The sequence below is a fragment of the Halorubrum sp. B53 genome (assembly GCF_059752395.1).
Genome location: NZ_MWTH01000015.1, coordinates 247,612 through 268,116, shown reverse-complemented (window position 1 = coordinate 268,116; position 20,505 = coordinate 247,612). Strand labels below are relative to the sequence as shown.

Genomic DNA, 20,505 nt, shown 5'->3' with positions numbered 1-20,505 from the left:
ATCGACGTCTCCCTGCCGACCGCCCTCGATCCGCGGGGCGAGGGCGCTCCCTTCTAGGCCGCCCCGGCTGCCTATCGGAAGGCGTCGTCACGCGTCGTCGACGATGACGCACCCGTCGCTACGGACGGTCACGTCGTAGCCCACGTGGGCGAACGAAACCGTCACCGGACTCGAGTCGGATGCGCTCATACAGAGGTCGTTGAGCGACTCCGGGTCGACCGTCTCGGCGAGGATCGGAATCTCGTCCGTATCGACGTCTTCGGCGTCGCTCACCGCCTTAATGACACCGACCACGGGAGATACGTCGCTCCAGTCGTATCGTCTGCTGACGAGAGGGCTGCTGCTCATGTTATTGATCGGTCGATCCGGACGGGGAAACTGCCAATCTGCGCGTAATTCGTCTCATAATAGGTGTAATTGAAATTAGTCGAACATAGGTTTGACGGATCCGGCTTGATCTTCGAGGATTCCCGTCGGTAGTCGACCCTGCCCGGGACGACGGGGACCGGGTGATCGGGCAGGGTCGCGTTTCCGGTGATCGGTGGGGAGATTGAGAGCGATCTCCGGCTGATCAGCGACGGCACCAGAGGGTGAGCCCGCGGCGTCGCGGCGAGACCGCTGCGGAGCGCGCCGAGGCGGTCTCGATTCGGGCCGCCCCCCGTCGAATCCAGCAGCCCCCGCCGGGTCTCTCGGCCTTTTATACGCGTGTCTGCTAACACCGACCCGCTCGGGCCATGGCCCTCGGCAACTCGGTGCGCCTCCTGCGCGACGCGGAGTTCGCGTCGCTGGCCGGCACCGCCTTCGCGCGCAGTCAGGCGTACTCGACGATCCTCATCGCGCTGGCGCTGTACGCGGATCTGTTCGGCACCACCGGGTTCGTCGAGGGCCTGTTCGGCACCGCCTTCGCGGTCGTCCAGCTGGTCGTCGTGCTCCCGCTCGGGCGCGCGGTCGACACCGGGAACGCGAAGCGGTACCTGCTCGCCGGCTTCTTGGTCAACGTCGCCGTCTTCGTCGGCTTCGCGTTCGTGAGCAGTCCGGTCCACGTGATCCTGGTCCGGATGGTGCAGGGCCTCGGCGCGAGCCTGCTGTGGATCACGGGCACGACGGTCATCGGCGAGATCAGCCCCGACGACGACCAGGGGCTCTGGCTCGGCTCGTACAACCAGTTCGCCTCCGTTTCGTCGCTCGCGGGCGACCTGCTCGGGGGATACCTCCTGTACGCCTACGGGTTCACCGAGGCGTACGCGGTCCTCTCGCTGTTCACGCTCGGCGCGTTCCTGCTGGTGTGGCGCTTTCTGCGCGACAACCCCGGCGGGCGGACGGACCCGGCGGAGGCCGGCGGGGTCGAGACGTTCCGGTCGCTGCTCGCGCTCCCGATGCTCCGGTCGCTGGTCGTCTTCCGGTTCACGTTCAGCGTCGGCAAGATGGCCGTGATCATCTTCCTCCCCATCTACGCGCGGACGGCGTTCGGCATCTCGGCGTTCGCCATCGGCTGGATCATGGCCGGCGGGAAGGCGACGAAGGCGGTCACGCAGGGATTCGTCGGCGGGCTCACCGACCGGTACGGCCGCCGCCACGGGTTCGTCGCGCTCGGCGCGCTGCTGTACGGCGTCGGCACCGCGGCGGTTCCGCTCGCGGCGTACTTCGAGGGGACGGTGACGCCGGTGACGGTGTCGTACCTCGGCGACTCGCAGACGCTCGGGGGCGCCTTCTTCGCGCTGTTCGGCGCCTACTCGCTGCTCGGCGTCGCCGACTCGATCCGCCTGCCGGCGAGCATGTCGCTGTTCGTCGATGAGGGCGAGCGCCGCGACTCGGTCGCGAGCGCCATGTCGCTGCGCTCCATCTCCTGGAAGGTGGGACAGGTCGTCGGCCCCGTCATCGTCGGGACCACGATGGACTTCACGACCACGGAGACCGGGTTCCTGCTCGCGGCCGGGTTCATCGCCTTCGCGACGACGCTGTTCGTTCTCCAGGCCCGCCGCGCGGCCGCGACGGGGGTCCCGGCGGGCCGGACCGCCGACTGAGCCCCGCGGGGCGTCGCTCCCGCGTCGCCGAGCGCCCCGCCGGGGCGGCCACCGGTATTTAGGGACTTCGCGGCCTACCGGCTCCCCGATGTCGGGATACGCCACATACGTCGACGGGCTCGTGCACGAACAGACCCAGACCGAGGGCGACGGCGTCGACCTGACGGTCGCCGAGGTGTACGAGCTCACCGGACCGGGACGCGTCGACTTCGGCGGGGGCGAGCTCGAGGCCGCCGCCACCGAGCCGCACGAGCGCGAGAAGCGCTCCCCGGACGACGAGTACGGGTGGTGGTCGCTCGACCCCGGCACGTACCTCGTCGAGTACAACGAGTCGATCGCCGGGGGCGACCTGCGGCTCACCGTCCAGACGCGGGACGCCCTGCTGGAGCGGGGCGCGTTCCACCCGACGCTTCACGTCACGTCGCTCCCGCGGGTCCCCCTGTCGGTCGGCGGGGACGGGATCCGCATCAAGGAGAACGCTCGCATCTCGACCGTCGTCGACGCCGACCCGGCGTGAGCCGTCCGCGCCAGCGTGAGTCGTCCGCGCCGGCGCGAGTCGTCCGCGTCACCGTCGACGGCGACCCGACGTGAGCCGTCCACGCCGGCGTCGGCGGCTCGATCCGCCTCGCGCCGCCGTCAGACCTTAGCCCGCCGCGCCCGCGGGATCTGCCATGGACTCGCACACCGGATTCCACTCGCTCCGCGAGGAGACCGCCGCGTCGCTTCCGGTGCGCGGCAACCTGCCCGCGTGGCTTCGGGGGAGCCTGATCCGGAACGGTCCCGGGGCGTTCTCGTTCCCGGACGGGAGCGACGTCGACCACTGGTTCGACGGGCTGGCGATGCTGTACCGGTTCACGTTCGACCCGGGAGACGGCGCCGGCTCGGTAACGGGAGGCGACGGCGACACCGACGTCGTCCACTACCGCAACCGCTTCCTCCGTTCTGACGCGTACGAGGCGGCGACGAGCGGCGAGTTCGAGGGCGGGTTCGCCACCGGCGAGACCACCCTCCGCTCGCGGCTGTCCACCTTCCTCGCCGAGCCGTACGACAACGCGAACATCGTCGCCGAGCGGATCGGCGGCGAGTACGTCGCGCTGACCGAATCGCCGCGCGGCGTCGGCTTCGATCCGAACACGCTCGAAACGACGGGGCACGTCGACCGCGACGGCGACGCCCCGAGCGGCCAGCTCTCGTGTGCGCACTTCAAGCGCGACCCGGCGACGGGCGCGCTCGTCACCGTCGACACCGAGTTCGGGCGCACGAGCCGGTACCACGTCACCGCGTGGACCCCGGAGGGGGACCGGCGCCACGTCGGCAGCGTCGACACCGACCGGCCGGCGTACATGCACAGCTTCGCGCTCACGCCGCGGTACGTCGTGTTGACCGAGTTCCCGCTCCGGCTCGACCCGCGCCGGTTCCTGAAGCCGGGCCGGCAGCCACCGTTCATCGAGCAGTTCGAGTGGGAGCCCGAGCGCGGGACTCGGATCGTCGTGCTGGACCGGACGACCGGCGACGTCGTCGCGGAGCCGACCGCTGCCCCCTTCTTCGGCTTCCACCACGTCAACGCCTTCGAACGGAAGGGCGGGGTGGAGATCGTCTTCGACCTGGAGACGATCCCGGACGCGACCGCGATCGACTCGCTGTACCTGGAAAACGTCCGCGCCGGCGAGATGGGCGCCATGGCCGGTCGGATCGACCGGTTCATCGTCGATCTCGGGACGACGACCGGAGCGGGGAGGTACGCGGGCGGCGACGCGACGGTCTCCCGCGAGACCCTCTACGACGACGGCAGCGCGCTGCCGACCGCGTCGCCCGCGCGGTGGTGTCGCGAGCACCGGTACGTCTACGCGATGGGCATGGACACCCCGGTCACCGAGTGGGCCCGACGCGTCGTGAAGCTGGACGCCGAGGCGGGGACCGTCCGAACCTTCGATGACGGGGGCGACTACTTCGGCGAGCCGATATTCGTGCCGGCGCCCGACGGCGAGCGCGAGGACGACGGCGTCGTGCTGACGGTCGCGCTCGACGTCGACGCCGAGCGCTCGCGCCTGCTCGTCCTCGACGGCGAGACGTTCGCGGAGCGCGCCCGAGCGACGCTGCCGCACGCGCTCCCGTTCGACTTCCACGGCCGGTATTTCCCGGAACTCCGCGCGGCGTCGGGCGGGTGAGGTCGGACCGCGGTGACGCCCGCCGCCGGAGCGACCACCGTTTTCACCCGGCGGTCCGTAGCGCGGGTATGACTCGCACGGCAGTCGTCGCCGGGGTCGGTCCCGGACTCGGGGAATCGCTCGCGCGGAAGTTCGCGGCGGAGGGCTGTCGGGTGGCCCTCTTCGCCCGCTCGACGGAGTACATCGAGGAGCTCGCGGCCGACCTCCCCGACCCCGGTGAGGGGCTGGCGGTCACGACCGACCTGACCGACGTCAGGGCGATTCGGAACGGTTTCGAGACGGTGCGCGAGGCGTTCGGACCGGTGGACGTCCTCGTCAACCACGCGAGCGCCGCGTCGTGGACCGGGCTCATGGACACGAGCGTCGAGGAGTTCGAGGAGGCGTGGGCGGTCAACGGGCGCGGCGCGTTCGTCTGCTCGCAGGAGGCCGTCGACGACATGCTCGAGACCGGCGGCGGCACGGTGATCTTCACCGGCGCGACCTCGGCGGTCCGGAGCCGCGGCGGCGCGATCGGGTTCACGGCCGCGAAGTTCGCCGCCCGCGGGATGGCGATGGACATCGCGCAGGAGTTCGGCGGCGACGGCGTGCACGTCGCGCACGTCGTCATCGACGGCCAGATCGACTCGCCGGGCGCCCGCGAGCGCGACCCGGACCGCGAGGCGGAGACGTTCCTCGATCCCGACGAGCTGGCCGAGACGTACTGGCACCTGGTCGAGCGGGACGACGTCGGGACGCAGCCGTTCGAGGTCCACGTCACGAACGGGCCGAACCCCTCGGAGTTTATTTAAAAAAGGGCCGCGAGCCCTCCGTCAGAGCTCCAGTTCGTCCGCCGACTCGACCTCGAACCGAGTGACCTCCGGCTCACCGGCGAGGAGGTCGGGGAGCGCCGCCTCGAACGCTTGGAAGTGGTCGGTCTTGGAGTGCGCCTCGAAGGCGGCCTCGTCCTCGTACCGCTCGAAGAACCGCACCACGTTGGGGTCGTCGACGTCGGTGGTCGGTCGGTACTCGACCATCCCGGGCTCGGCGCGAGACTTCTCGGCGAGCTCGGCGATCAGATCGAGCGCCTCGTCGCGCTTGTCGGGGTCGAGCGGGAAGACGGCGTGGAGAACTATCATCGCGGTCGTCGTTGGTCGACCGCGAGTAATAAAAGGAGGCTCGATTGCCGTTCCGTTCGACTCGACGGAATCACTGCTTGCGGTGCGGTGCCGATAACGGGTCCCGATCGCTGAGGACCGAGTCACGCATGTCGGGCCCGGAGATGTGACTGACGCCGACTATCAGCGAGATGGTCATGAGCGCTAACAGCCCCGCCACGGCGAGGAAGAACCCCGTCACGCCGATGGTGACGAGGAGCGACACCCCCAGTAGCTCACCGCTGATCGCGACGAGGAACGCGAGTACCGTGAGTCCGAGCGCTCGGTCTTGAGATTTCGTTGTCATCTGTATCACTTGTACCCGAACGGAGTTAAGTCGCACCCGACACCTGCCGTTATGTCTCACGTTGCCACACGGCACAAAGTCGGGCTCCCGACGGCGCCGTCACGGGCGGCTCCGAACCGTGCCGTCACGGGCGGCTCCGAACCGCGCCACGCCCGGGACCGGGTCGTCGACGATCAGTCGATCCGAACGAGGACCCAGCCGAAAAGCAGCGGGGAGACGAGCAGCGCGATCGGGACCGCGATCCAGACCTGTCCCGCGAACACGTTGTACTGACCGACCGTGACCGACACCGGCGTTCCTTCGACGTACCCGACGACGAACTCGAACCCGACGGTGAGCACCGTCCAGAGCACTCCGATACCGACGAGCTCGGCCGGTCCGTACTCGATCGGCGTCCGCGAGAAGTAGGCCAGCGAGACGAGGAGTATCGCGGCCACTAGGAGCGCCGTACTCACCACGTGTCCGGGGTAGTCGCCGAGGCGGGGAATGAGAACGACCTCTCGGAACCCGCCGTTGAGGACGGCGACGACCGCCATCACCGCCCAGACGCCCAGCGGGTACAGAAACGCCCGCGGTCGGATCGGTCCCGCTTCCGACGTGAGCATGAGTCCCATCCGCGTATCTCCGCCGTGAGACAGCAAAGCTGTGCGAGGAGATTCTCCGAAGATGAGAGCGACTCCGATCGTCGGCGAGCGCGTCCTGCATCAGCCTTTTCAGTATCCTTCACAAAAATTAAATATGGATATCGAGACGGCCTTGACCGACGTCTGTGACCACCAGTACCCCGTCGCGTTCGACACCGTCGTCGAAGAGTGCGACGAGGGCGTCGTCGAGTTCGCGAACGGGGAGTCGATGCCGCTGGAGGACATCCTCGACGTCGTCGACGACGACCCCGACGCCTTCCAGTCGGAAGCGGAACTGGAGAAGTTCGTCACCTCGCTGCTCCCCGAGGACGCGGTCGGACGGAAGGGATACGACGACCGCGGGAGCGCCGCCACCGAGTCTGACGCGACCTCGTTCTGACCGCTCCGAGACGCCGACGCGGCCGTCGACGCCTCCGGCCGTTCAGAACGTGATGATCTCGTAGTCGTCGTCGACGAGCGAGCGGATGCTCGGGTGCCCGTCGTACTCGTCGAGCGTGACGAGCCCGGAGTCGGCCACGGCGTCCTCGACGCCGAACGCGCCGGAACAGAAGTCACAGACCGCGGCGTCGTCGCGGACCGCCTGGTAGAGCTCGTGGTAATCGCTCTCCTCGTCCTCCAGTTCCGGGATCCACTGGGTCCCGGCGCCGTCGAAGATCAGTTCCAACTCGTCGTCGTCGTTCTCGGCGAACTCCTTGGCCGCTTCGAGCGCGTTCGCGAGGCGGCCGTAGTCGGCGTGCGATTCGTTGCCGGCGAGAATCACGACTGCTGCGTTTGCCATCGTGCTCAGTTATAAATGAGGTTCATACAAAACCCATCCGCGGATGTGTGTCCGTGATACCGACTCGGTATGAGATAACGTATCACCGGCGGCCGGGCGCCGCCAGCGGCCGGGCGCCTCACGGGCAGTCCGTCGCGTCGAACGAGCGCGGGTCTGACCCCTGATCGACCCCGCGTACCGCCTCCGCGTCGAGGTCGACCAGGGCGGCGACCCCGCCGTACCCGTGCGTCTGATCGTGTCCGCGGACGACGACGCAGGTCGCGTCGTCGGGGACGGCGACCGTCTCGAGCCGCGTGAACGGCTGCTCCGAGTGCGCGTGGAGCAGGTCGCGCCGGCCGAGCCGCGTGCCGTCGAGCCGCTCGACCTGCCACCAGTCCGCGTACCCGTCCTCGCCGTCGTCGTCGTGGTGGAGCGTCACGTCGAACGCGTACCCGGCGTCGGCCGGCTCGAACGCCACGTCGACGACGTTCGCCTCTCGGAGGTCGAGCTCGGCGTCGATGGCTCCCGATCCGGCGTCCGCGTCGCTTTTGTCCGCCTCGTCCGCGTCGCCTTCGTCCGTCCCGTCGGAAGCACCGCCGTCTGCGGGGTCCGGTCCCGCGTCGTCCGCGCAGCCCGCGAGCGCGGCCAGCGCGCCGCCGGCGGCGGACGCGGTCAGAACTCGACGGCGGGAGACGCTCGGGAGGTCGGCCATGCGTCTCGGTTCGACGGCGAGCCGCAATACGTCTTCGCCCGCGTCACGACTGTCCGATCGCGTTCCGGAGGGCGCGCTGGGCCCGGTAGAGCGTGTACGCGACCGAGAGGCCGACGAGGACGACGGCCGCCCCGGCGGCGGCGAGCACCGGCCCGGACGCCGGGGGCTTCAGGTCGTCGCCGCTCCCGCAGTTCCCGCAGCCGTCCTCGCCGCAGTTCCCGCAGCCGGGGAGGTCCGCGTCGGCGTCGTCGCCGGCCGCGTCCCGCTCTTCCGTAGCCGTCGAGCCGGCGGCCTCCGGCGCGTCGAGGCCCTCCGGGCTCGAGTGCTCGGCCGGATCGCCGACGGCGGACCCGGCGGCGTCCGCGGTCGCCGTCGGCGGCGTTCCGTCCGCGGCGCCCGAGGGGTCGGTCCGCCCGGTGGCAACGTCGATCGAGTCGCCCGCTCCCTCCGCCGAATCACCGGGCTCGTCCACCGATCCGCCGGACTCGTCGAACAGGTGCGGCGCGTGCGAGCGGAGCGCCTCCAGCCCCGCCTCGATCTCCTCGCGGTCCTCGTGGCCGACCGCGAACTCGGCGAGGTCCTCGACCATGGCCCGCGCGCGATCCGGGCGATCCGTCTCCACGTAGCTCCGGGCGGCGTCGAACATCGCCCGGCCGAGCCAGTGTTCGAACACAGGGTTGTCGTACCCCCGTTCGAGCGCCTCGAGGCGTTCGAGCTTCGCCTCGCCCGCCTCCACGTCGCCGTCGAAGAAGGACGCCCGCGCGGAGAAGAACGTCGCCACCGCCGCCCACGTCGCGCTCGACGGGGTCGAGAGCCGCTCGTGGCGGTCGACGGTCTCGCCGGCCCAGTGTTCGACTCGGGCGACGTCCGCCGCCTCGAAGCCGGCGCGCGCGGCGTTCGCCGTCGCGACCGGGAGCCAACGGACGATCGACTCCTCCTGTGCCGGGTATCGGTCCGCGAGCGCCTCGATCCGGCCGATCCGCTCCTCGATCGCCTCCACGTCCGTCCGCTCGGCGTCGGCGTTCGTGCGCCCGGCGAGGACCCCGGCCAGCCCCGCGGCGACCTCCCCGTCGGGGTGGGCCCGGAACAGCTCCTCGGCGCGGGCGACGCGGTCGCCTCGGGCGTCGCGCTCGGCCGGGACGGTTTCGGGGTCCGACTCGTCGCTTCCGAGGGTCACGTCGGCGGCGTCGCCGCCTTCGAGGTCCGCGTCGAGGTAAAGCTCCGCGTGGGCATAGGCCCGCAGCAGCGAGGCGGCGACGTCCGGCTCGGAGTGGGCGTCGTACACCGCTTCGAGCCGGTCCAGGAGCGGTCCGATCCGGTCGCGGCGACCGGCCTTCCCGTTCGCGTGGATCGTCTCGGCCGTCGCCCGGGCCAGCGGCGCCGCGATCGCCGGCTCCGGGCGGCGACCGTACAGCTCCTCGATCCGCTCCCGGTACTCCTCGATCCGGTCGGGGTCGATCGCGGTCTCGTAGACGTCGTCGCGGTCCCGCACGCTCGTCGCGTTCGCGAGGGCGTTCGCGAGGTGGACGTCGACGTCGCCGCCGTCGTCCCCGGCGCGGCGCAGCCGGTCCAGCCGCGCGATCATCTCGGCCTCGGCGTCGAACTCACCGCGGTCGCCGTACGCGTCGGCGAGCGCGACGAGCGCGTCGGTCAGGCGTGCGCGGTCGTCCGCCTCCATCTCGCCCGGCGCCGCCGCGTCGAACGCCTCGACGCGCCGTTCGAGCTCGCCGACCGAGCGCGTGTCGCTGGATACCATGTGTGTTGGTTCGAGGTTGGGACGGACCGACGTAAACGCTCGCCTTCGGGGCGCTCTCGCGGCGACCCGAGGGAGCGTTCGGCGACGCCGGTCGGGCGTGGTGCCCGAGCGGGAGCGTGGCGACGCCCGCCGGGCGCGGCGACCGCTCAGTGTCCGTGCTGGTGGTCGTGTCCGCCGCCACGCGAGAACTGCCCCGAGAAGGCCCGGTCGACGACCTCGGAGAGCGCGGGGTGGATGTGGACCGCGTCGCGGATGTCCGCCACCGTCCCCGACCCCGCCGTCATCGCGACGACGACCTCCTCGATCAGGTTCGACGCCTCCGGGCCGACGATGTGACAGCCGAGGATCTCGCCGTCGAGGTCGATGAGGACCTTCACGAAGCCGTCGGCGTGCATCGCGCTCCCGCGGGCCGTCTCGTCGTACGCGTATGTGTTGGTGGCGTACTCGACATTAGCCTCGCGGAGGTCCTGCTCGCGCGCCCCGACGCCCGCGACCTCGGGCGACGCGAAGACGGCGAACGGCATCGCCGAGTAGTCGACGGGTTCCGGCTCGTCACCCAGCAGGTTCCGGACCACGGCCTTCGCCTCGTGGTTCGCGCTGTGTTTGAGCAGGTACTCGCCGACCGCGTCGCCGAGCGCCCACACCCCTTCGGCGTCCGTCCGGAGGTACTCGTCGGTCTCGACGAACCCCCGCTCGTCGGTCTCCACGCCGGTCGCGTCGAGGTCGAGCATGTCCGTGTTCGGGCGGCGCCCCGCGGCGACGAGCAGTTCGTCGCCCGAGACGGTCACGGACTCCGCCTCGTCGGGCGCGCCGACCATCTCCCCGCTCGCGCGGACCGAGTCGGCCTCGGGGTACGGGCGGGCCTCGACGGTCACCTCGCCGTCGGCCGCGTCGGCGGCGACAGCCTCGTAACCCGTGTACACGTCGAACCGGTCGGCGTAGCGGTCGGTGAACGCCTCGCCGACCTCCGCGTCCGCCTCCGGGAGGAGGTGCTCGCGGCGGCCGACGATCGTCACGTCGCTGCCGAACGTCCCGAAGAAGTGGCCGAGCTCGGCTGCGATGTACCCGCCGCCGACGATCACGAGGCGGTCCGGCGCCGTCTCCAGTCTGAGGGCCTCCGTGCTCGTGAGGTAGTCGACGTCCTCGATCCCGTCGATCGGGGGGATCGAGGGACGGCTGCCGGTGGCGACGAGCACCGTGTCGGCGCGGAGCGTCGCGCCCGCGTCGTCGCCGTCGAAGATCTCCACCGTCCGGTCGTCGACGAACCGCCCGGTCCCCGAGAACAGGTCGTGGGCGTCCGAGGAGGTGAGGCCCCGCCGGATCGACTCGGAGCTCCCGGCGACGTCCTCGTTCACTTTCCGGACGATCTCCGCGAAGTCGACGTCGCGCACCTCGGTGTCGATCTCGAACGCGCCGGCGCCTTCGATCGTCTCCATCACGTCGGCGTGGTAGAGGAGCTGTTTCGAGGGGATGCAGCCGCGGTTGAGACAGGTCCCGCCGAGCCGCCCCTCCTCGACGACCGCCACCGAGTTGCCGCGGCCGGCCATCGCGTTCGCCACGTCCAACCCTGACCCGGACCCGATCACGAGGAAGTCGAACTCCTGCATGGGTCGGCCGACGAGGGCCACGGTCATCAAGGCCCGTCCGCCGTGGCGCGAGCCGCACACGATCGCGGCAGCGAACCGAGACGGGTTATCGGCCGGTAACGGCCGGCGGGGGACCGTGCGGGGTTTATAAATACGATTTCCCGTCCGGGAGTTCGCACTCGTCGCCGTGACACTGCGCGGCGTGCTCGACGGCCTCGAGGTCGGGTTCGTCGGCGGTCTCCTCGCTCCGCCAGGCGTACTGCACCGTTCGGTCGGGGTCGACCACGAACATCGCCGACCGCGCGACGCCGCGGTGGTCGTCCAGCTCGTCGGCGCGCACGCCGTACGCCTCGGCGACGCGCCCGTCGCTGTCGGAGAGCAGCGGGAAGTCGATCCGGTGTTTCTCCGCGAACGCGCGGTGGCTGTAGACGCCGTCCGTCGAGATCCCGAGGACGACGGTGTCCTCCAGCAGCGACAGCGCCTCGCTGTCCCGCAGCGTGCACATCTGCGAGGTACACACCGGGTGGAAGTCGAACGGGTAGAACACCACCACGACCGCCCACCCGTTGTCTGCGTACTCCGTCAGTCCGTGCGCGTCTATCCGCCCGCCCCCCGCGCCGGGGAGCTCGAACGTCGGCGCCTGTTGCCCGGGTTGAAGCATATTTAAATAGCGGTGGCGGAGCGGGATGAGTCTCGGCCGATCGTGCGAGATAGACACACACATTCGAAAGCGCTTCTGCTGGGACCGGCGAGCGTGCCCTCGCGCCGCACACCCAACAGTCATTTATCAACGCTCGCCGCCTCCCGGCCGTATGACCCTCGCGCTCTCGGCCGAACTGGCGGCGACGATCGTCCTCGTCGTCGCGGTCGCGGGCGCCGTCAACGGGGTGGCGGGGTTCGGCTTCGCCGTCGTCGGAACGATGGTGCTCGCGTCGACGCTCGACCCCGCGACCGCCGTCGCGTTCATGATCCTCCCGATGTTCGCCGTGAACGTCGCGCTCGTCGGCGACCTCACCCGCGAGGAGCTCCGCACGTGCGGGAGCCGGTTCGCGCCGCTGCTCGTCGCCGCGCTCGTCGGCACGATCGCGGGGATGGCCCTGCTCGACCGGCTCCCCGAGGGGCCGCTGCGCGTCCTGCTCGGGCTCGTCTCGCTCGGCTTCGCGGCGACCGCCCAGCGCGCCCTCCCGCTGCCGACGCCGTCGATCGGGACCGACCGCGACCTGGCCGGGAGGCCGCTCGTCATGGCCGCCGTCGGCGCCGTCTCCGGCGTCCTCTTCGGCGCGACCAACGTCGGCGTCCAGCTCGTCGCGTTCGTCCGGAGCTTCGACCTCTCGCACGGGGTGTTCGTGGGCGTCGTGGCGCTGGTGTTCGTCGGCATCAACGGCCTGCGCGTCGGCGCCGCCGGCGCGCTCGGCCTCTATCCCGACGCGGGGTTCGCCCTCGCGTCGGCGGCGGCCGCGGTCCCCGCGGTCGCCGGGGTCGAGGTCGGGAAGCGGCTCCGCGGTCGCGTGAGCGAACGGCTGCGTCGAGGCGTCGTCCTCGGCCTGCTGACGGTCATCGGCGTCCGACTGGTGCTCGGCGGCGCGGGCGCCCTCTGAGGCGGGTGGCGACCCGACATCGCTACGCCTTCGCGTGGCAGGATGATCACGGCCCCGACTCGTTTAAGTAAGGGTTGCCGCCTTGTGCCGGTTTCGCAGCGTTCGTTTCCGTAATTTTTATCAATTGATTGCCGCTGGATCTACCCGGTCATGTCAACCAAACAGCCCTCCACGGCCCTCACGTCGCGGCAGCAGCTCGCCGTCGTCGTGGTGGCCGCGGCGGTGGTCGGCGCCGTGCTCGCGCCCAGCGTGTACGCGGCGACCAACGACCCGGACGATACCGTCGCCGTCGTCGAGATCGAAGGTCCCGTCACTTCGGCCCTCGCGGACGACGTCGAGAGCGAGCTCGCGGACATCCGCGCCAACGACTCCGTCGGCGCGGTGGTCCTCAAGCTGGACACGCCGGGCGGCGCGCCAGTCGCCTCCGAGCGGATGTACAAGGCGGTCCAGCGGACGAGCGAACAGATGACCGTGATCGCCAGCGTGCAGTCGATGAGCGCCTCCGGCGGCTACTACGCCATGGCGCCCGCGGACGAGATCTACGTGCTCCCGACCTCGACGGTCGGCAGCATCGGCCTGAACGCGCCCGCGCCGCGGAACACCGCCCCGGTGCAGGGTCCCAGCGGCCCGGACAAGGCCGGCGGCAACGAGATCCAGGCGTGGGCCGAACAGCAGACCCTCGCGGACACCTTCGTCGACGCGATGATGGCGGAGCGCGGCGACGAGTTCCAGATGCCGCGCGAGGAGGTCGCGCAGGCCGACGTGTACCTCGGCACCGAGGCGGTGCAGAACGGCTACGCCGACGAGATCGGCTCGCTCAACGAGGCGATCCACGCCGCCGCGACCGCGGAGAACCTCGGCGAGTACGAGGTCGACACCCGGGAGACCGGGCCGGACACCCGCTTCCCGTTCCTGCTCCGCACCGATACGCAGGTCGTCGCCGTCTACGCGAACGACCCCGGTTACGGAGAGGTGAAGCCGATGGGGCTCACCTACGTCCACCTGGAAGCCGTCCCGCACGTCGATACGGTCGAGCGCTTCTCCGAGAGCGACCTCGACCGCGGCGGGGCGGCGGCCGGCACGGGTGCGACTGGCAACGAGACGGCGCGGCTCACCGGAGGTGTCGGCGCGTGAGCGACCTCCGGACGCTGGCTGCCGCCTTCGTCGTAACGCTGGCGACGATCACCGGCGGCGCGGCGCTCACGGGCTTCGTGACCGCCGACGGCGCCGCCCCCGCGCCCGAGATCCAGAACGAGCACTACGTCGACGGCGACGCGGTCGCGAACGACACGCCGGGCCGGATGGACGTCGAGATGGAGTCCGCGGCGCGGTCGCAGACGGTGCTCGTCGACCCCGGCGTCGAACCGACCGGCGCCGTTCCGGTGAGCCCGCTCGCCCTGCTCGGCTTCGGCGGCCCGGAGGTCGCCGACCGCGACGTCCGGCCGCTGGCGAACGCCCTCATCGAGAACGGCCACGACGTCGGCGTCTACGTGCCGGACCCGGAGCGGCAGCGTCGGGCGGTGCCTCCCGGCGCCGAGCAGGGGCCGACCCAGCTCGGCGAGCGGCTCGCCGAGGCGGACGCGTTCGTGACGTTCCGGACCGACTACGACGAGGCCGAGCTCGACGAGATCGAGTCGTTCGTCGAGTCGGGCGGCCACGTGGTCGTGGCGACTGAGCCCGACGCGGCGTTCGATCAGCCCGGGGCGGTCGGGCTCGACGCGACGCTCGACGTCACCACGGAGCCCGGCTACGTGTACAACATGGAGGAGAACGACCTGAACTACCAGCGCGTCTACGCGGAGCCGACCGAGGAATCCGACGCCGCGCTGACCGAGGGCGTCGACCGCGCCGTCCTGCCGTCGGCGACGCCGGTCGGGACGACGATCGCCGGCAGCGACGTGCTCCGTCCCGTCGAAGGGAGCGAGCTGTCGACGACCCGCGCGTCGACCGAGGCGCCGCTGCTCGTTCGGACCGACGGCGTGGTGATGGTGGGCGACAGCGACTTCCTCTCGCCAGAGAACGCCGCGCGCGCCGACAACGACGCGCTGATCGGGAACCTCGCCGACTTCCTCGTGACGAACGACCGGACGCCGCCGGGACCGGGCGGTCAGCAGTCGCCGACCGGCCCGACTGGACCCACCGAGCCCGGACAGCCCTCCGAGCCGCGACAGCCCTCGGGGAACGAGACGGCCGGCTGAGCCGCGTCTCCCTCGCCGGCGACGTCGATCGGTCTCATCGCCCCCGCGTCGCTTTTTATCAGTCCCAGTTGCGTCGCACCGGCGTCTGGCTCGCGTTCACGTTCGCCAGCAGCCACGCCGCGGCGTCATCGAGCGCGCCGTCGTCGGTCGCGGTCACCTTCAGTCGGTTGTGGTCGGCCTCGCGGTCGGGGTAACAGCCGACGACGACGTCGAACCGCTCCATCGCCTCCTCGAGGGCGGGGACGATGTTCGACTCGGGCTCCACCGTGTAGAGGAACCGCGAGCGCCGGTCGCCGGCGAACTCGTCGGCGATAGTCGCGAAGGTCGCCTTCAGCTCGTCCGGGATGCCGGGCAGCACGTAGACGTCCTCGATCTCGCAGCCGGGGGCGAGCCCAGCCTCGGTCATGAGCGGACGGCTCCCCTCGGGGATCGCCGCCTCCGCCTCCACGTCGATGTCGAACTCGCGGTCGGGGACGCGCTCGCGGATCGCGGCCAGCCGGCGCTCGACCGACTCGCGCGTGAGGTCGGTGACGGCCATCTCGCGGTCGAACGCGTCCGCGACCGCCTCCATCGTCACGTCGTCCGGGGTGCTGCCGATCCCCCCGGTGACGATCACGGCGTCGAAGGTCTCCGCGTACTCGCGCACGTGATCGGCGATCGCCGTCCGGTCGTCGGGCACCGAGAGGATCCGCGGCACGGCGACGCCGCGGTCGCTCAGCTCGTCGGCGAGCCAGTTGGCGTTCGTGTTCACCGTGTCGCCCGAGAGCAGTTCGTCGCCGACCGTGACCAGCGCGACTTCCATCGGACGCCCTTTAGACCGGCCGACGGATGTACGTTTCCCGCCGCGGACCTGACCCGAGCGACGCCGTGATCGACCCGAAAAATCATAGGGGACCCGCGGCTCTGTCACAAGGTGACGAACGACACCACGCGCCGGGCCGTCCTCGCCGCGGCGCTCGCGGCCGGCACCGCCGGGCTGGCGCGCTCCGAGGCCGCCGCCCTCCTCGACTCGTTCGCGCCGCTCTCCGGCGACGCGTGGGCCGCCGCGGACCGGTCGCCCCCGGAGACCGTCGAGAGCCCCCACGGCGACGCGACCGTCCGGATCGACGGCCACGGGGTCCCCCACGTCGAGGCCGACGACGAGGCCGCGGCGTACTTCGCGGTCGGCTACCTGCAGGCGTTCCACCGCCTGTTCCCGATGGACCTCCAGCGGCGGGTCATGCGCGGGCGGCTCTCAGAGGTCGTCGGCGAGGCGACCGTCGAGAGCGACGAGTTCAACGTCGCGATGGGCTTTTCCGCGGCCGCCGAGGCGACGTGGGAACTCGTGAGCGAGACGGAGACCGGCCCCCTCGTCGAGGCGTACGCGGAGGGCGTCAACGCCGCGATGGAGGCCGAGACGCTGCCGATCGAGTTCGAGCTGCTCGGCTACGAGCCGGCGCCGTGGACCCCCGTCGACACGCTGCTGATGGAGAAGCAGATCTCGTGGACGCTCACGGGGAGCTTCGCCGGGCTCCGCCGGGCGCTGGTTACGGACCGGCTCGGCGCGGACCGCGCCGCGGAGCTGTTCCCCCGGCGGCTGGACCACGACGTCCCGATCCTCGACGGCGACGAGACGCGGCTGGGCGGCGACGAGGAGCGGCTCGGCACGTACAGTCGGCGGGCCCGTTGGGGCGACCGCGTCACCGCCGCGGACCGTCCGGACCCGATCGCCCCCGAGCTGACCGACTGGCTCTCCGGGTTCGAGTCGCCGACGGGCGTGGGGTCGAACAGCTGGGTCGTCGCCGGCGAGTACACGGCGAGCGGGACGCCGACGGTGGCGTACGACCCGCACCTCTCGCTGATGGCGCCGCCGCTGTGGTACGAGCAGCGCGTCGAGACGCCCGAGCGCTCCGTCCGGGGCGCGACGTTCCCCGGCGTCCCCTTCGTCATCGCCGGCGCGAGCGACCGCGCGACCTGGTCGTTCACCAACGTCGGCGCCGACGTGCTCGACTGCTACCGCTACGAGGTCGACGAGTCGGGCGAGCGCTACCGCTACGAGGGGGAGTGGCGCGAGTTCGAGACCGAGACGCGGGAGATCCCCGTCGCCGACGGCGAGGACCGGACGCTGGAGACCAAGCGCACGGTCCACGGCCCGTTCATCGAGCGCGAGGGACGCCACGTCGGCGTCACGTGGACCGGCCACACCGCGACGCGCACGACGCTCGCCATCGACGAGTTGGGCCGCGCCGACGGGTTCGAGGACGCGCTGGCGGCGACCCGGAAGTTCGACCTGCCGACGCAGAACCTCGTGTACGCCGACGCCGACGGCCGCACGATGTACTACGCGACGGGACAGCTCCCGATCCGGCGGATCGAGGGCGAGGCGGTCGCGGGCGACCGGGTGTTCGACGGCTCCGCCGGCGAGGGGGAGTGGGAGGGGTTCGAGCCGTTCGGCCGGTCCTCGTGGGCGGGATTCGTCCCCTTCGAGGAGAAGCCGCACGCGATCGACCCCGACGTGCTCTCGACGGCCAACCAGCGCGTGACCGACGACCCGACCCACTACGTCGGCGTCGACTACGCGACCCCCTACCGCGGCGCGCGCATCGCCGAGCGCCTCGACGCCGCGGTGGCCGGCGACGAGCCGGTCGACCCCGATTTCCACCGCGAGCTCCAGCGCGACGTGCGCGACGGGCGGGCGGTCCAGCTCGTGCCGGACCTCGTGGCGGCGGTGGAAGATCGGACGGACGGCGACGCGCCGGAGACCGCCGAGCGCGTGCGGGACGCGGCCGCGGCGCTCGACGCGTGGGACCGCCGAATGGCCGCCGACTCCCGCGGCGCGCTGATCTTCGACCGGTGGGTCGACCGCTTCCGGCGGCTGGTCTTCGCGCCTGCCTTCGAGGCGGTCGACCTCGGCGAGGCGTACTACCCGAACGACTGGGTGCTCGCGACGCTGCCGGCCGACGACCCCCTGTTCGCCGATCGCTCGCGGGCCGCGGCGATGGTCGCGGCGCTGGAGGGCGCCCTCGACGAGATCGACGAGTCGGGGTGGGAGACGTACGGCGACCGGAACTCGACGGCCGCGATCGCTCACCCGCTCGGCGGCGAGGCGCCCTTCCTGAACTACCCGGCGCTCCCCGCGGACGGCTCCCCGGCGACCGTGATGAACTTCCGGGTCGACGACGCGGTCGGGTCGAGCTGGCGGATGGTGGTCCGGCCCGGCGAGGACGCCACGGCGGTGATCCCCGGCGGCAACTCGGGCGACTACTTCTCCGAGCACTACGACGACCAGCTCCGCGACTGGCTGGCGAACGACCAGAAGCCGATGGCGCTCGACCCCGAGGTCGACGACGCCGCCGACGGCGAGACCGTCAGTTTCCGGGGTGAGTCGTCGTGAGCGACGACGGCGACGGGGAAGGTTCCGCGTCGTCCTCCGCATCCTCTCCGCCCGCCGTGTCCTCCTCGCCCGCCGCGTCCTCCCCGTCCTCTGCGCCCGCTCCGTCGACCGCGCTCACCCGGGTCCGGCGCGAACCCCGCCGCCGCCTCGTCGCTCTCGCGGTCGCCGTCGCGGTCGGGCTCGCGCTGGCGTCGGTCCACTGGCTCGGCCTCGTCGCGGCCGGCGCGGCGGCCTCGCTCGTCGCGCCGACCGCTCGCCGAGGCGTCGCGTACGCGCTCGGCGTCGGCGTTCTCGCGCTCGTCGCGTTCGCGGTCTCGCTCGGGCCGGCGGCCGGCGTCCTCCCCGGGATGCGGCCCGTGATCTACGTCGCGGTCGCCGCCGCGCTCGGCCTCCCCCTGCTCGGGTCGCTGGCGAGGTGGGTTATTTAAGACCCCGCTCGCCGTCTCGGGAGCGCTATTGAGGGCTCGGGACCGCTCTCGGGGGATTGGTACCACTCATATAAGCGTTTACGAGGGGCTCTCGACAGGGGTGAGACATGGCAACGACTACCGACGACCCGGACGACTCCCGTGCGGTCATCGACGACGCGCGGGAGGCGCTCCGGGTCGAGCGGCGCCGCACCGTCGACGGGCGCGAGGCGTTCCGGGCGTTCCGCGGCCGGCTCGACTCCGTCCCGACGGCGACGGTCTCGTCCGGCGGGTCGCCCGCGTCGGCGGGCTCGGCCGACTTCTCGAGTCCCGCGGGCGGTTCCGGCCCCGCAACCGACGCGGGAGTCCGTGGGCCCGCGGCGCCGCCGGGGTCGGGGCTCGCTGCCGTCAGGGACGCGTACGCCGAGACCGTGATGTCGGTGCCCCACTACGAGGCGGAGTACGACGACACCTACGAGCGCAGTCTCGCCGCGGAGTTCGGGCCCGAACTGGCGTACGCGCTCACGCGGACCGCGGGGTACCACGCCGGGTACGAGTCCGCCCTGTTCGACGCCGTCGACGCCGCGATCGAGGAGCGCGAGCGGCTTCTAAAGCGGATCCGAGTCGAGTCGGACTCGCTCGACCGCGCCGGCTCCCGTCTCGCGGCGGTCCGCCGCGAAATCGTGTCGCTCGACGCGGCGGTCCCGGAAGGGGGGTTCGGCGCGCTCGACGCGTGTCGGGCTCGCGCCGGCGTCCTCGTCGAGGACTGCGACCGGATCGCCGCGCGCCGACAGCGCGTGCTGGCGGAACACGAGCGCGAGCTCCGGCTCGACGACGACGCTCCCGACCTCCCGGCGTACCTCTATCAGGGGACCTCCGCGACGTACCCCGTCCTCGCGGCGGTCGGGTCGGTCGGGGACCGGCTCGACGACCTCAGGCGGCGGATCGAGCGCGCGATGGCGCGATCGGGATGAGGACGACTCTCGAACCCGACGAGCGGTCACCTCTCGCTAGATCGCGTCTCTTGGCCCGATCGCGTCTCCTGGCCCGATCGCTCGCTACCGCCCGATCGTGCCCTGTCGCGTGATCGGCGCCTCGGGATCGAGTCGGAAGGCGACGACGACCGCGTCCTCGGTCGCGGTCAGCGTCGGCGCCGGGCCGCCGGTCCAGAGCCCGCTCTCGGCGCGGTCGAACGTCTGCCCCGCGGCCTCGACCGCGCCCTCGAACACGTAGAAGTAGACGTCCCAGCCGTCGGTGTCGCCCGTCGACTCGCCGTCCCCCGGAAGCGCGACTCCCTCGCCCGCGTCGAGTCGGAGGTCGTAGCAGTGGACGGCGTTGCGGACGGTCAGCGGGTGGTCCGTCGCGGCCGGCGCGAACAGGTGCCGCCACTCGTTCGCGACCGGATCCGGCAGGGGCTCGTGTTGGATCCCCGGTTCGAGGTCGAGGTCGTGCGGCCGGACGAAGATCTGGAGCATCCGGAGCGGCGGGTCGTCGGCGAGCGTCTCCTCGGAGTGCCGGAACCCGCCGCCGGCGTTCATGACCATGAGGTGGTCGGCGTCGGTGACGAGCCGGTTGCCCTCGCCGTCGTCGTGGCGCATGACGCCCGCCGGCACCCACGAGACGATCTCCTCGTCGCGGTGCTGATGCATCGGGATCAGCGTCCCGGGGTCCATGAACGACTCGACGACGGTCGACAGCGGGCCGTACCCGTGGTCCTCGTGGTCCGGCCGGTTCCGGCCGGGGAAGTTGAAGTTCGTCCTGAACGCGCCCTGGTCCCGGGAGGCGGTCGTCACCGGGGCCTTGTGGAGGTCGGGCTCGGACTCGGTCGCGTGTTCCATTAGC

Annotated in this window: 22 protein-coding genes; 11 read left to right on the top strand and 11 right to left on the bottom strand. The window is 71.4% G+C overall.

Going from position 1 to position 20,505, the window contains the following annotated elements; genetic code table 11:
* Positions 1-87 precede the first annotated feature (87 nt).
* Positions 88-348 carry a HalOD1 output domain-containing protein gene (locus B4V06_RS13870; protein ID WP_123112590.1) on the bottom strand — a complete coding sequence of 87 codons (261 nt, stop codon included), beginning with the start codon at positions 346-348 and terminating at the stop codon, positions 88-90.
* Between the two features lie 386 nt (positions 349-734).
* Here B4V06_RS13870 and B4V06_RS13865 point away from each other — a divergent pair, with 386 nt between their 5' ends.
* The 4 genes from B4V06_RS13865 to B4V06_RS13850 all read left to right on the top strand — a co-directional run bounded on the left by B4V06_RS13865 (position 735) and on the right by B4V06_RS13850 (position 4,980).
* Positions 735-2,024: an MFS transporter gene (locus B4V06_RS13865; protein WP_176329411.1), complete on the top strand. Its 1,290-nt coding sequence runs from the start codon at positions 735-737 to the stop codon at positions 2,022-2,024.
* 88 nt (positions 2,025-2,112) lie between these two features.
* A complete protein-coding gene (locus tag B4V06_RS13860) occupies positions 2,113-2,541 on the top strand; it encodes a dCTP deaminase/dUTPase family protein (RefSeq protein WP_498170264.1) in 429 nt (142 codons plus the stop codon).
* A gap of 154 nt (positions 2,542-2,695) precedes the next feature.
* The gene (locus tag B4V06_RS13855; RefSeq protein ID WP_498170262.1) at positions 2,696-4,192 is read left to right on the top strand and encodes a carotenoid oxygenase family protein; all 1,497 of its coding nucleotides are present in this window, start codon (positions 2,696-2,698) and stop codon (positions 4,190-4,192) included.
* A 68-nt stretch (positions 4,193-4,260) separates the two neighbouring features.
* Complete coding sequence (locus B4V06_RS13850) at positions 4,261-4,980, top strand: SDR family NAD(P)-dependent oxidoreductase (RefSeq protein WP_498170260.1); 720 nt, start codon at positions 4,261-4,263, stop codon at positions 4,978-4,980.
* 21 nt (positions 4,981-5,001) lie between these two features.
* Here the strand turns inward: B4V06_RS13850 and B4V06_RS13845 are convergent, their stop codons facing one another.
* The 3 genes from B4V06_RS13845 to B4V06_RS13835 form a co-directional block, all read right to left on the bottom strand.
* A complete protein-coding gene (locus B4V06_RS13845; protein WP_498170259.1) occupies positions 5,002-5,307 on the bottom strand; it encodes a putative quinol monooxygenase in 306 nt (101 codons plus the stop codon).
* A 70-nt stretch (positions 5,308-5,377) separates the two neighbouring features.
* Positions 5,378-5,632: a hypothetical protein gene (locus B4V06_RS13840; protein ID WP_123112585.1), complete on the bottom strand. Its 255-nt coding sequence runs from the start codon at positions 5,630-5,632 to the stop codon at positions 5,378-5,380.
* A 173-nt stretch (positions 5,633-5,805) separates the two neighbouring features.
* Positions 5,806-6,246: a hypothetical protein gene (locus tag B4V06_RS13835; RefSeq protein WP_255212500.1), complete on the bottom strand. Its 441-nt coding sequence runs from the start codon at positions 6,244-6,246 to the stop codon at positions 5,806-5,808.
* A gap of 124 nt (positions 6,247-6,370) precedes the next feature.
* Here B4V06_RS13835 and B4V06_RS13830 point away from each other — a divergent pair, with 124 nt between their 5' ends.
* Positions 6,371-6,655, top strand: a complete 285-nt coding sequence (locus tag B4V06_RS13830; RefSeq protein WP_498170257.1) for a DUF5789 family protein — start codon at positions 6,371-6,373, stop codon at positions 6,653-6,655.
* 42 nt (positions 6,656-6,697) lie between these two features.
* On the opposite strand, the gene B4V06_RS13825 is transcribed toward B4V06_RS13830, so the two are convergent.
* The 5 genes from B4V06_RS13825 to B4V06_RS13805 form a co-directional block, all read right to left on the bottom strand.
* Entirely contained in the window at positions 6,698-7,054 is a 357-nt protein-coding gene (locus B4V06_RS13825; RefSeq protein WP_498170256.1) for a DsrE family protein, read from the bottom strand.
* Positions 7,055-7,172: 118 nt separating this feature from the next.
* Positions 7,173-7,745 carry a twin-arginine translocation signal domain-containing protein gene (locus B4V06_RS13820; RefSeq protein ID WP_123112581.1) on the bottom strand — a complete coding sequence of 191 codons (573 nt, stop codon included), beginning with the start codon at positions 7,743-7,745 and terminating at the stop codon, positions 7,173-7,175.
* 43 nt (positions 7,746-7,788) lie between these two features.
* Positions 7,789-9,501, bottom strand: a complete 1,713-nt coding sequence (locus B4V06_RS13815; RefSeq protein WP_123112580.1) for a hypothetical protein — start codon at positions 9,499-9,501, stop codon at positions 7,789-7,791.
* Positions 9,502-9,647: 146 nt separating this feature from the next.
* On the bottom strand, positions 9,648-11,108 hold the full coding sequence (locus B4V06_RS13810) for a dihydrolipoyl dehydrogenase (protein ID WP_498170645.1): 1,461 nt from the start codon (positions 11,106-11,108) through the stop codon (positions 9,648-9,650).
* A 124-nt stretch (positions 11,109-11,232) separates the two neighbouring features.
* Positions 11,233-11,748: a redoxin domain-containing protein gene (locus B4V06_RS13805; RefSeq protein ID WP_498170253.1), complete on the bottom strand. Its 516-nt coding sequence runs from the start codon at positions 11,746-11,748 to the stop codon at positions 11,233-11,235.
* A 151-nt stretch (positions 11,749-11,899) separates the two neighbouring features.
* Between B4V06_RS13805 and B4V06_RS13800 the strand changes: the two genes are divergently transcribed.
* From B4V06_RS13800 to B4V06_RS13790, 3 genes are all read left to right on the top strand, one after another.
* Positions 11,900-12,685, top strand: coding sequence for a TSUP family transporter (locus B4V06_RS13800; RefSeq protein WP_123112577.1), 786 nt, complete (start codon positions 11,900-11,902; stop codon positions 12,683-12,685).
* A gap of 150 nt (positions 12,686-12,835) precedes the next feature.
* Positions 12,836-13,819, top strand: a complete 984-nt coding sequence (locus tag B4V06_RS13795; protein ID WP_498170252.1) for a S49 family peptidase — start codon at positions 12,836-12,838, stop codon at positions 13,817-13,819.
* Positions 13,816-14,883: a DUF4350 domain-containing protein gene (locus B4V06_RS13790; protein WP_498170250.1), complete on the top strand. Its 1,068-nt coding sequence runs from the start codon at positions 13,816-13,818 to the stop codon at positions 14,881-14,883. The genes B4V06_RS13795 and B4V06_RS13790 overlap by 4 nt, the downstream gene beginning before the upstream one ends.
* 58 nt (positions 14,884-14,941) lie before the next feature.
* Here B4V06_RS13790 and B4V06_RS13785 read toward each other — a convergent pair whose 3' ends face one another.
* A complete protein-coding gene (locus B4V06_RS13785) occupies positions 14,942-15,685 on the bottom strand; it encodes a competence/damage-inducible protein A (protein WP_123112574.1) in 744 nt (247 codons plus the stop codon).
* 111 nt (positions 15,686-15,796) lie between these two features.
* Here B4V06_RS13785 and B4V06_RS13780 point away from each other — a divergent pair, with 111 nt between their 5' ends.
* The 3 genes from B4V06_RS13780 (at position 15,797) to B4V06_RS13770 (ending at position 19,637) form a co-directional block, all read left to right on the top strand.
* Positions 15,797-18,256, top strand: a complete 2,460-nt coding sequence (locus tag B4V06_RS13780; RefSeq protein WP_498170249.1) for a penicillin acylase family protein — start codon at positions 15,797-15,799, stop codon at positions 18,254-18,256.
* A gap of 56 nt (positions 18,257-18,312) precedes the next feature.
* Complete coding sequence (locus B4V06_RS13775; protein ID WP_123112572.1) at positions 18,313-18,684, top strand: hypothetical protein; 372 nt, start codon at positions 18,313-18,315, stop codon at positions 18,682-18,684.
* A 107-nt stretch (positions 18,685-18,791) separates the two neighbouring features.
* Positions 18,792-19,637: a DUF7260 family protein gene (locus tag B4V06_RS13770; RefSeq protein WP_123112571.1), complete on the top strand. Its 846-nt coding sequence runs from the start codon at positions 18,792-18,794 to the stop codon at positions 19,635-19,637.
* Positions 19,638-19,721: 84 nt separating this feature from the next.
* On the opposite strand, the gene B4V06_RS13765 is transcribed toward B4V06_RS13770, so the two are convergent.
* Positions 19,722-20,501, bottom strand: a complete 780-nt coding sequence (locus B4V06_RS13765; RefSeq protein WP_498170247.1) for a pirin family protein — start codon at positions 20,499-20,501, stop codon at positions 19,722-19,724.
* Between the last annotated feature and the right edge of the window lie 4 nt (positions 20,502-20,505).